We start from the raw sequence: 11,275 nt of genomic DNA on the forward strand, positions 1-11,275 counted from the left end.
AATGATGATCGGAATCGGAATGCCGAGCAACCAGAGCAATATGCCGCGTCCCATGAAAGCCTCCTTGCGAAAAATTGTGATCGATGTTGTCACAATGTCCCGGAAGGCCTTCTGTTCCAGTGGCTTATGAAATGTTTCTCGGCGCCGGAATGAATATTGACGCTCGTAGCGCGCCAATATTCAAAGACAAGAACAGGTCTTAAATATCGAGATTGGCGACCGATAGCGCGTTGTCCTGGATGAATTCGCGCCTCGGCTCCACCTCGTCGCCCATCAGCCGCGAGAACAGGCTGTCGGCATCGGTGGCGTCGTTGACCTTGACCTGCAGCAGCGAGCGCACATTCGGGTCGAGCGTGGTTTCCCAGAGCTGCTCGGCATTCATCTCGCCGAGACCCTTGTAGCGCTGCATGGTGAGCCCCTTGCGGCCGGTCGCGAAGACGGCGTTGAGCAGCGCCAGCGGGCCCGAGACGGTTTCGGACACCTCCTTGCGGCGCAGCACCGGCGGTGTGCCGTAGACCTCGCTGAGGCGCTGCGCGTAACGGTCGAGCTGGCGCGCGTCGGCCGAATTGATCAGCCCCATGTCGAGATGGGCGTATTCCTTGACGCTGCGCACGGTGCGCTCGAAGACATAGCCGCCGCTGCCGTCATTCGAGGTCGACATGCGGCCGGTCCAGCCGCGCTCGGTATCCTCCGCGATGATGTCGAGCCGTTGTGCGATCCGTTCCGCCATAGCGTTGGCGCCGCCAAGATCGCTGAAGACCTCGGGATTGAGCCCGCCGGCGATGGCGGCCTGCTCGACGACGTTGCGGTTGTAGCGCGTGTGTAGCCCGTTGATGAGCTGGCGCACCGCCAGGGCATCATCGACGGCAGCATGGAGATCCTGTCCGGTCCGGACTTCCCCCGAGCCAAGCGTCAGGGAAGCCTCCTCCAACCCCGAATCGATCAGGAACGCTTCGAAGGCGCTCTCATTCTTGATGTATTGCGAGCTCTTGCCGCGCGTCACCTTATAGAGCGGCGGTTGGGCGATGTAGAGATGGCCGCGCTCGATCAGCTCCGGCATCTGCCGGAAGAAGAAGGTCAGCAGCAAGGTCCTGATATGGGCGCCGTCGACGTCGGCGTCGGTCATCAGGATGATCTTGTGGTAGCGCAGCTTGTCGGCGTTGAATTCATCCTTGCCGATCGAGGTGCCGAGCGCGGTGATCAGCGTGCCGATCATGTCGGACGAGAGCATGCGGTCGAAGCGGGCCCGCTCGACATTGAGGATCTTGCCGCGCAGGGGAAGGATCGCCTGGTTCTGGCGCGAACGGCCGCCCTTGGCGGAGCCGCCGGCCGAGTCGCCCTCGACGATGAAGATTTCCGATTTCGCCGGGTCGCGTTCCTGGCAGTCGGCCAGCTTGCCGGGCAGCGAGGTGACGCCGAGCGAGGTCTTGCGGGTGATGTCGCGCGCCTTGCGCGCGGCTTCGCGCGCCGCTGCCGCCTGGATCACCTTGTCGACGACCACCTTGCCCTCGGACGGATGCTCTTCGAGCCAGGTGCCGAGCGCTTCGTTGACCAGCCCTTCGACCACTGGGCGGACTTCCGAGGAAACCAGCTTGTCCTTGGTCTGCGAGGAGAATTTCGGGTCGGGAACCTTGACCGACAGCACCGCCGTCAGGCCCTCGCGGCAATCGTCGCCGATCAGCGCGACCTTTTCCTTCTTGGTCAGGCCCGAGGATTCGCCGTAGCCGGTGATCTGCCGGGTCAGCGCGCCGCGAAAACCGGCCAGATGGGTGCCGCCGTCGCGCTGGGGGATGTTGTTGGTGAAGGCCAGCACATTCTCGTGGTAGCTGTCGTTCCACCACATCGCCACTTCGACAGTGATGCCGTCGCGCTCGGCCCGGATGGAAATCGGCTTCTCGATCAGCGGCTTCTTCACCCGGTCGAGATATTTGACGAACTCTTCCAGGCCCCCGTCATAGTGCAGTTCATGCCTCACGACGTCGGCATGACGGGCGTCCGTCAGCACGATGCGCACGCCGGAGTTCAGGAAGGCGAGTTCGCGCAGCCGGTGCTCCAGCGTGCCGAAGTCGAACTCGACCATGGTGAAGGTCTCGGCGGACGGAAAGAAGGTGATCTCGCTGCCGCTGCGGCCTTCATTGGTACCCGGGCGCTTGTCCTGCTCGTAGCTGCCGGTCGCCTTCAGCGGCGCGTCGGCATCGCCATGGGTGAAACTCATTTCGAAGATCTGGCCGTTGCGGCGGATCTTGAGCTTCAGCCAGGCCGACAGCGCGTTGACCACCGAGACGCCGACGCCGTGCAGGCCGCCCGATACCTTGTAGGAATTCTGGTCGAATTTACCGCCGGCATGCAGCTGCGTCATGATCACTTCCGCCGCCGATATGCCCTCGCTGGAATGAATATCGGTGGGAATGCCGCGGCCATTGTCGATAACCGTCACCGAACCATCGGGATTGAGCGTCACCGAAACGAGGTCGGCATGGCCTGCCAGCGCCTCGTCGATGGCGTTGTCGACCACCTCGTAGACCATGTGATGCAGGCCCGAGCCGTCATCGGTGTCGCCGATATACATGCCAGGCCGTTTGCGGACAGCATCCAAGCCCTTCAAAACCTTGATGGAATCGGCGCCGTATTCGGCTTCAGCGCCGTTGGTGTTCTCGGTCTGGTCGCTCATGAAAACCTGTTGTCTAGATGCCGCTTTTACAGCGCGAAAAATCGGCCCCGAATCGCGCTTCTGATATCGTCTAGATATAGGCGCTAAAGGCGGTTTTTCCAAGGTTTGCAGGCATTTCCCGGGAGATTGAGCCGGCTGTCCATGGCGGTCCGTCGCCGGCCGCTATTTGGCCTTCGCCAGGCGGTCCCTGAGAAACTTGATCATGAACTTGTATCGCGGTGCCAGCCGCCCGCTCCGGTCGAGTTCCAGCGTCATGTCGAGCGCCTGGGAAAGCACCGTCTTGGGGTTCTTGGCGACCTGTGCGTAATCGATCATGGCGACCACCAGATCGCGCTGCCAGGTGGCGTTCCCGGGATCGGAACTGGCCAGCCGCTGCCGGATGCCGAGACTATCTTCGAACGCCTGACGCGCGCCCTTGATGTCGCGTTCCTTGATCCGCAGCATGCCGATCTCCGAGAGCGTGATCGACAGGTCGCGCTGCCAGTCCGAATTGGCCGGATCGAGCTTGGCCAGCCTGTCGGCGATGGCGAAGCTGTCGAGATAGATGTTGAGCGCTCCCTTGCGTTCGCCCTGGATGGCGAGCACGCCCGCGACCTTCTCCAGGCTGACCGACAGGTCGCGCTGCCAGTCGCTGTTGTCGGGATCGCTGTCGGCCAGCGCCTGCGCCCGCGACAGTGCGTTCCGGTAGGCCGAAAGGGCCGCCGGCCAGTTCTCCTGATCGCTGAGGGCATTGCCGATCTTGGCGTTGCCGACCGACAGATCGCGTTTCAGTTCCGTATTATCGGGATCGCGGCCTGCCAGCCGCTCGACGATCGCAAGCCCCTCCTGGTAGGCGGCGAGCGCGCCGGCGGGATCGTCGCGCTCGCGCTTGAGGTCGCCGATCGTGTCGTGGCTCACCGACACGTCGCGCTGCCGCTCCGCGTCGTCGGGCGCCTTGGCGGCCAGCGCAAGGCGGATCCGCAGGCTCTCGTCATAGGCCGCCTGCGCATCCTCCAATCGGCCGGAGGTACGGGCAAGGTTGGCGACCTCGTCATAGGCGATGGTCAGGTCGCGCTGCAGGTCGACGCGCTCCGGCTCGTTGGCGGCCAGCTGTTGCTTGACGTCGAGGCTCTCCTGATAGGCGCGCGCGGCCCCGGCCAGGTCGCCTTGTGTCATCAGCACGTTGCCGATCTTGTCGTCGGCGCTGGCAAGATCGCCGAACCAGTTCAGGCGGTGGGGCTCGGCCACGGCAAGGTCGCGCAGCATGGAGCGCGCCGTCTCGTAGTTCCGCAGCGCCGCCGGCAGGTCGCCCAGCGCCACCTTGATGTTGCCGAGCTTGGTGTGACTGACCGCGAGGTCGCGCCGCACGCTGGGGTCACTCTCCCGCCTGACGCGCTGCTCCAGATTGGCTTGCAGCGCCTCGTAGGCGCGTCCGGCGGCGGTGATGGCACCCGTGGTGACGTAGAGTTTGCCAAGTTCGTCCAGCGTGCGGATCTGCCGGTCGGCATCGTCCAGCGTGAGCGAGGACTGCCCGGTCTCGCCATAGAGCGACAGCACCGTTTCATAGTCCTTGATGGCTGCGGGGTAGTCGAGATCGGCCCGCGCCGCGCCGCCCGACAGATAGAGCGTCGCCGCCTCCGACATGGTGCGGCTGACGAAATTGGCCTTCAGCGCCTGACGCGAGTCGTTGTCGATACTGGCAGCCTTGGCAAGGATGGCGCGCGCACCGTCGAACGCACCCAGCGATAGCTGTTCCTCGGCCTGCCGGCGCAGTTCCGTCACTTGCGGATCGTCGGAGCCGAGCGTCTTCATCTCGCCGCGCACCTTGACGAAGGCGTCCGCCGCCTCGCGCAGCCTGGCATCGAGGTTTTCCGCCGACAAATGGCTGGTGTCGGCGCTGATCAGCGCGCCATAGAGCGGCGCCAGCGGCATGTCGGCATCGCTGGCGATCCGCTCGACCTCGACGCGCATGTCCGGCGTCACGTCGGCCATGGCCAGCAGCAGCCTTTCGCGCTCCGGCAATTGCTCCTTGGCCACGGCGGCGAAGAACAGTTTCGGCAGTCCGCTCTCGACATAGGGCAGTTGCTTGCCGCGGCTGAGGTCGTAGACTTCCTGCTGCACCAGCGTCAGCACCGAGCGGATTTCAAGCCCATCGGTGCCGAGATATTTGGTCAGCGCGGTGGTGAAGGGCGAGTTCTGGCCGGTTCCGTCGGCAGCCGTCTCGCCGGGGGCGGCCGAGAACGCGAACAGGATGTTTTCCGCCCGCCCGACGCGCCCGAGACCAGGCTTGACCTTGTCGGCGACATCCTTGGCCAGGGACGTCGCGCCGCGCCCGTCGCCACCTGTTCCCGAGAAAGGATCGCTGCGGCAGGCATCGAGCACGATCAGCCCGACCCTGGCGGTGGCGGCGACCGCGTCGCGCACCTCTTCCAGCGGCAGGCTGGTCTTGTCCAGTTGATCGAGCGAAGAGCCGTCGGCATCGAGTGGCAGCAGCCGGTTGTCGCCCAATATTTCGACGCCATGGCCCGAGAAATACACCAGCGCCACGTCGGCGCCCTTGGCGTCCTGGCGGAAATCATCCAGCGCGCGGCGCATGCGCCTGAGGTCGCGATTGGTTTCGAGCACCACCTCGAAACCAAGTTTCCTCAGCGCCGTTTCCATCGCTTCGCCGTCATGGAGGGGGTTGGCAAGCGGCCGGACCAGCCGGTAATCGTCCTCGGCGATAACCAGCGCCACGCGCCGCTCCGCCACCGCGGCAGTGGTGGTCACGAGCATCAGCAGCAAGGCAAACAGCAAACGCAAGTCGAACCGCCCCGGCTCAGTCGTTTGCCGACCATTCCATCTCTTTACGGCGCGAGCAAGCCAGGCCGACGCAGCTCCCTTCAGCGCGCGCGCATCGGCTTCAGCGCTTCGCTCCAGGCCAACAGCTCGTCCAGCATGGTCTTGGTCCCGCCACGCACCTGCTCGCTGGCCTCGAAGGCGCCATTCTCGCCGAGCAGTTTCTGGTAGAGCGGCAGCGCCACACCTTCGGGGATCGGCATGATCCCGACCGAGGTCAGCAGCGGCTTCAGCGCCTGCGCCGCCCGCAGGCCGCCGGAGACACCGCCATAGCTGAGAATGGCGGCGGGCTTGTACTTCCATTCGCGGGAGAGATAGTCGATCGCGTTGACGATCGCGGGTGCGGCGAAATAATTGTATTCCGGCGCAACGAAGACGAAGGCGTCGGCGGCGTCGATCGCCTTCGACCAGGCCTTGGTGTGGTCGTTCTGATAGTTGCCAAGCCTTGGATGGTGCGGTTCGTCCAGCACCGGCAGGTTGAACGCGGCGATGTCGGTCAGCACCGGCTCGAATTTTCCGTGCTCGCGCGCGAACGTTTCCAGCCATTCTGCAAAAACCGGACCGGCGCGGCCGGGCCGCGTGCTGCCGATGATGATGTTCAACTGGTGCTTCAAGACAGGCTCCCTTCTCGGACGGTATCCATTGGTGACTGTCACTACGGCAGAGCGTTCAAGGGGGCAAGATCGGATCCCTGAGGAAACGGTCACGATCGGATGAACAGCCTGTCCGCCCTGGCGTTCCCGCTGTCATGGTTCGGCCTGCCGTTCGGTCACATGGACGCCCGGTGTGCCAGCCACTACATTGATGCCAGCAGCGGAGCATTTCATGGACACACAGCCCGCCCCCTTCGTTCCTCCCGCCCCGAAGCCGCGCACATCGCCGCCTTCGACGCTGGAGATGATCCGCATCGTCTACCGCAACCCGCTCGAACTGTGGGGTGAGCCGACCTACAACGAACCCTGGATTTCGGCCAAGGGCGCCGGCGGGCCTCTGGTCATCGCCAATGACCCCGGCCTGATCCGCCATGTCCTGGTCGATAACGCCAAGAACTACAAGATGGCGACGGTGCGCCAGAAGATCTTGCGGCCAATCCTGCGCGATGGCCTGCTGACCGCCGAGGGCGAGGTGTGGAAGCGGTCGCGCAAGGCGATGGCGCCGGTGTTCACCCCGCGCCACATCTTCGGCTTCGCGCAGCCGATGCTGAAACGCACGCTGGAGTTCGTCACCCGTTACGAGGCTGGCGGGACTTCGGACATCGCCCATGACATGACGCTGCTCACCTACGACATCCTGGCCGAGACGCTGTTTTCCGGCGAGATCGCGGGCGAGCCGGGCAGCTTCGCCAACGAGATCGACCGCCTGTTCGAAACCATGGGCCGCGTCGATCCGCTCGATCTGTTGCGCGCGCCCGACTGGCTGCCGCGGCTGACCCGCATCCGCGGCCGCAAGACCATGGCCTATTTCCGCAAGATCGTGACCGACACGGTCAAGATGCGCGAAGAGAAGTTCAAGCGCGATCCCGATGCCGTGCCGCAGGATTTCCTGACGCTGCTGCTGAAGGCCGAAGGCCCCGACGGGCTGACGCGGCCGGAAGTCGAGGACAACATCATCACCTTCATCGGCGCTGGCCACGAGACCACGGCGCGCGCGCTCGGCTGGACGCTTTATTGCCTGGCCGAATCGCCCTGGGAGCGCGACCGGGTCGAACAGGAGATCGACCAGGTGCTGGCGCGCGAAGCCGATCCGACGAAGTGGCTCGATGCCATGCCACTGACACGCGCGGCCTTCGACGAGGCGCTCCGGCTCTATCCGCCGGCGCCGTCGATCAATCGCGAGCCGATCGAGCCCGAAATGTGGAAGGATCTTTATATCCCCAAGCACGCCGCCGTGCTGGTGATGCCGTGGGTCGTCCACCGCCACAGGAAACTGTGGGACCGACCCGACGCCTTCCTGCCCGAACGCTTCCACCCGGGAAACCGCGAGAAGATCGACCGCTTCCAGTATCTGCCCTTCGGCGCCGGCCCGCGCGTCTGCATCGGCGCCAGCTTCGCCATGCAGGAGGCGATCATCGCGCTCGCCATCCTGTTGTCGCGCTTCCGCTTCGACGTTACCGCTGAGACGAAGCCCTGGCCGGTGCAGAAATTGACCACGCAGCCGCAAGGTGGCCTGCCGATGCAGGTCACGCCTCGCCATCGGTGAGGGCTGACAGCTCTCCCGAATTAGACCGCGGGTTTGCGCTGCTGGAACTGGCCGGCGGCGCGGAAGCGCCAGAGATAGCTGGGCAGGATCGTCGCGATCGATTGCGGCTGGATGCCGAGCCCCGCCAATGTCCGGTTGGCCTTGGCGGCTTCCTCCGAGACGATATTGTGTTCGCGCAGCTGCATCACCTGGTCCTTGGTCAGCAGCGGATTGGGCAACAGGCCGAGGATCGAGGCCTGGATGTTGGCCACCCACCACGGCACCGGCACCAGCAGGCGCTTGCGCTCGATCACGGTGAGCAGTTCCTGCATGCACTCCTTGAAGGTGAGCACGTTGGGGCCGCCAAGCTCGTAGGTCTGGCCGCCATCGATCTTGCCGTCGACCGAGCGCGCCACGGCCTCGGCGACGTCGCCGACATAGACCGGCTGGAACTTGGTCTGGCCGCCGCCGATCAGGGGCAGCACCGGCGAATAGCGCGCCATGTTGGCAAAGCGGTTGAAGAAACTGTCCTCGGGTCCGAAATTGATCGACGGCCGCAAGATCACGGCATCGGCGATCGTCTCCAGCACGGCCTTCTCGCCAAGCGCCTTGGTGCGCGCATAATCCGATTCGGAGTCGGGATCGGCGCCCAGCGCCGAAATATGGGTAAGCCCGGCGCCGACGGAGCGCGCCGCCTCGGCGACGGCGCGAGCACCGAATTCATGCACGGCCGAGAATTTCTGCCGGCCGCTCTCATGCAGGACGGCGACGAGATTGACGACATGGTCGGCGCCTTGCACGGCGCGGTCGACGGACCAGCGAACGCGCACATTGGCCTGCACCGGCTGGATCTGGCCGACATTGCCAAGCGGCTGCAAATGGCCGGCAAGATCGGGCCGGCGGCAGGCGACCCGGATGCGATAGCCGCGCTTGGCCAGCGCCCGCACGACGTGGCGGCCGACAAAACCCGATCCGCCAAAGACGACGACGAGTTTCGGGGTCTGCAGGATTTCGGTCATGGCGGGCTCCGGCGCACGTTCCAGATGGCTTGGCTGAGCCGTTTCATAGTCCGTTTTGCGCCAAAGGCAAAGGGTGACGCGTCGTCGCGTCACCCTTCTGCGCAAAGCAATTCCAGGAAAAGTGTGAAGCGGTTTTCCGTCCGGAATTGCGTCAAACAAAAAAGCAATTCCAGGAAAAGTGTGAAGCGGTTTTCCGTCCGGAATTGCGTCAACAAAAAAGCAATTCCAGGAAAAGTGAGAAGCGGTTTTCCGTCCGGAATTGCGTCGAACAAAGCTTGTCAGAATGCCTTGCCGAGGCGGGCGTCGACCGAGTGCCGGTTGCCGCCGCGAATGACGAAGAACAGAAGGATCGCGGCCCACAGGAGCGATTTTTCAGCGCCCGAGAAACCCTGGCCCATGGTGACCCAGTGGAACCAGACGGTTACCAGCAGCACGAACAGGCCGGCAAAGGCGGCCGGGCGCGTCAAAAACCCGATGGCGATCAGGATGCCGCCGAAGAATTCGGTGCAGGCAAGCAGCAACGACCAGAAGGCACCGGGATAGAAGCCGAGGCCTTCGACCATTTCGGCGGCGCCGAAAGGGTTGACGATCTTCTGCGAGCCATGGACGGCCAGGAAGATGCCGGCCATGGCGCGCATCACTGTTTCGCCGGCGTCGTGCAGTGAGGAATACAGGCGGCCAAGCGCCGGAATAATCAGCTTGCCATGGGGGGCGTCGGTGGTCGCGGACATCGGAGCTCCTGTTTTTGTGATCGTGCCTTTCGCAAACGCCCGAGGGTTCCAGCCAAGTCAAGTTAACAAAAGTTAACTATCTTAATCATGTTTGGCGGCACGGACGACAAACGCAGAAAACCCCGCCGAAGCGGAGTTTTCCGGATGACATCCATGCTGTGCCAGGGGGCGACGGAGCGGCCTGACCTGAGACGGTATCAGGAGGGCGTGAAGCAAGTACGCCCACCCCAGCCCTGAACATCCGACATGGTGCCACCAACCTTCTTGCAGGCGGCGATGAAATCCGCGCTGCAATTGGCGAATTTGGCATGGCCGTTCTTGCAATAGTGGTCTTCGGTGGCGCCGCCGCTCGGCGCGGTAATGACGCCGGGGTTGGCCGGCTTGACCGGTGCGGCCTTGAGGTTGGCCGCCTGCGTGGCGCCCATGAAGGAACCGAGCAGGAGCACGGCGGTGAGGATGGTGGTCTTGGTGTTGGTCATGATGATCTTCCTTTGATTTGAGGTTGTGTTTTCCGGGACGCGAAGGGCGATGCCTTTCACGCGGAGCAGACTTTCGATTTGATTTTGCTGTTCCCCCGGTCTGGATCGGGCAAGCTCGCCTTGCCCTGGACAAACGTTGGTCGTCCGGGCGTCAGAAAAGGTTCAGGACGCACGCAAAAAAAACCGCGCACAACCGCACCGCGGGCAAGGAAGGGTCAGGTAACTATCTGAAATAAGAGAAATTATTCAGGCCGAATAGCGCTCGGCGAATTCGGAGATGCGCTGGATCACCGCCTTGGGGGCGTTGATGCCGCGCGCCTGCGCCTTCTCGGCCGCTTCGGCGCGGGCGCGGCCGGGCACATGCACGCCATAGCGCCGGCGCAGCCGGTCGAGCTGGTCCTTCATGCGCTGCTCGAAATCCGGATCGAGCAGCTTCGGCTCGACCGCGAGCACGAACAGGCCGGTTCCCGGACTGTCGGGGCCGCCGCTGAACCACGGCGCGTCGAGCGACCAGTTGGCGCCCGACAGGCCCGCCGCCAGCACCTCGACCATCAGCGCGATGTTGGCGCCGCGCTGGCCGCCAAAGGCAAGCATGGCGCCCTTCATGGCGGCGGCGGGGTCGGTCGTCGAATTGCCGCTGGCATCCAGCGCCCAGCCTTCGGGGATTTTCTTGCCGTCTTCCGCCGCCTTGCGGATGTTGACGAAGGCGGTGGCGCTCGACGACTGGTCGATGACCAGCGGCGCGCCGTCGGCGGCGGGCGCGGCGAACGACATCGGATTGGTGCAGTAGACAGGCTTGACCGAGCCCGAGCCGGCGAGAACCGCCGGTCCATTGGTGGCGGCAAAGGACACCAGCCCTTGCGTCGCCAGCCGGCCGGTGAAATAGCCGAGCGCTCCGCAGGTGTAGGCGTTCTTCTGCGAGAAGATGGCAACGCCGAACAGTCTCGCCGCCTTGGCGAGGTCGTCGATGGTGCGGTCGAAGCCGGTATGCGCCAGGCCGCCGCGTGCGTCCGAGAGATAGATAGCCAGCGCCGGCCGGGTGATTACCGGGTCGGCATTGCCGTCGATGCGCCCGGCCTCGAGCGCTTCGAGGTAATCGATGAAATGCGACAGCCCGACGGCTGCCAGTCCCTCGGCCTCGGCCGCGATGATCGAGGCCGTGAGCGATTGCGCCGCTTCCTCATTGGCACCGGCGCCAAGTGCCGCCATCCGGCACAGTCCTGTTGCCTGGTCGAGACTGAGTTGCATCATGGTCGTCCTGAAAGAAGGGAGTAGGGGAATACGGGAGTAGGGGACTTGTGCGCAGTGAATAGCCAATAGGGCTGGAAATGTGAATGCGGAAGTGACCGGATACTCCCCCACTCCCCCACTCCCCCACTC

General features: G+C 64.1%; 8 protein-coding genes. 1 reads left to right on the top strand and 7 read right to left on the bottom strand.

The annotated features are described in order from the left end of the window. Positions 1–199 precede the first annotated feature (199 nt). The 3 genes from gyrB to LB569_RS30300 form a co-directional block, all read right to left on the bottom strand. Positions 200–2,671, bottom strand: a complete 2,472-nt coding sequence (gene gyrB / locus LB569_RS30290; RefSeq protein WP_224695202.1) for a DNA topoisomerase (ATP-hydrolyzing) subunit B — start codon at positions 2,669–2,671, stop codon at positions 200–202. A gap of 162 nt (positions 2,672–2,833) precedes the next feature. After that, positions 2,834–5,452, bottom strand: coding sequence for a caspase family protein (locus LB569_RS30295; protein WP_224695203.1), 2,619 nt, complete (start codon positions 5,450–5,452; stop codon positions 2,834–2,836). An 80-nt stretch (positions 5,453–5,532) separates the two neighbouring features. Further along, entirely contained in the window at positions 5,533–6,102 is a 570-nt protein-coding gene (locus LB569_RS30300) for an NADPH-dependent FMN reductase (protein WP_140702789.1), read from the bottom strand. Between the two features lie 211 nt (positions 6,103–6,313). Between LB569_RS30300 and LB569_RS30305 the strand changes: the two genes are divergently transcribed. Beyond that, entirely contained in the window at positions 6,314–7,687 is a 1,374-nt protein-coding gene (locus tag LB569_RS30305; protein ID WP_224695204.1) for a cytochrome P450, read from the top strand. 20 nt (positions 7,688–7,707) lie between these two features. On the opposite strand, the gene LB569_RS30310 is transcribed toward LB569_RS30305, so the two are convergent. The 4 genes from LB569_RS30310 to LB569_RS30325 form a co-directional block, all read right to left on the bottom strand. Continuing rightward, positions 7,708–8,685 carry a complex I NDUFA9 subunit family protein gene (locus tag LB569_RS30310; RefSeq protein ID WP_224536620.1) on the bottom strand — a complete coding sequence of 326 codons (978 nt, stop codon included), beginning with the start codon at positions 8,683–8,685 and terminating at the stop codon, positions 7,708–7,710. A 278-nt stretch (positions 8,686–8,963) separates the two neighbouring features. Next, on the bottom strand, positions 8,964–9,416 hold the full coding sequence (locus LB569_RS30315) for a DoxX family protein (protein ID WP_224695205.1): 453 nt from the start codon (positions 9,414–9,416) through the stop codon (positions 8,964–8,966). A gap of 197 nt (positions 9,417–9,613) precedes the next feature. Further along, positions 9,614–9,895 carry a hypothetical protein gene (locus tag LB569_RS30320; RefSeq protein WP_140702781.1) on the bottom strand — a complete coding sequence of 94 codons (282 nt, stop codon included), beginning with the start codon at positions 9,893–9,895 and terminating at the stop codon, positions 9,614–9,616. 246 nt (positions 9,896–10,141) lie between these two features. After that, complete coding sequence (locus LB569_RS30325) at positions 10,142–11,143, bottom strand: Ldh family oxidoreductase (protein WP_224695208.1); 1,002 nt, start codon at positions 11,141–11,143, stop codon at positions 10,142–10,144. Positions 11,144–11,275 lie beyond the last annotated feature (132 nt).

It is taken from the genome of Mesorhizobium sp. BH1-1-4 (genome assembly GCF_020165665.1).
Classification (GTDB): Bacteria; Pseudomonadota; Alphaproteobacteria; order Rhizobiales; family Rhizobiaceae; genus Mesorhizobium.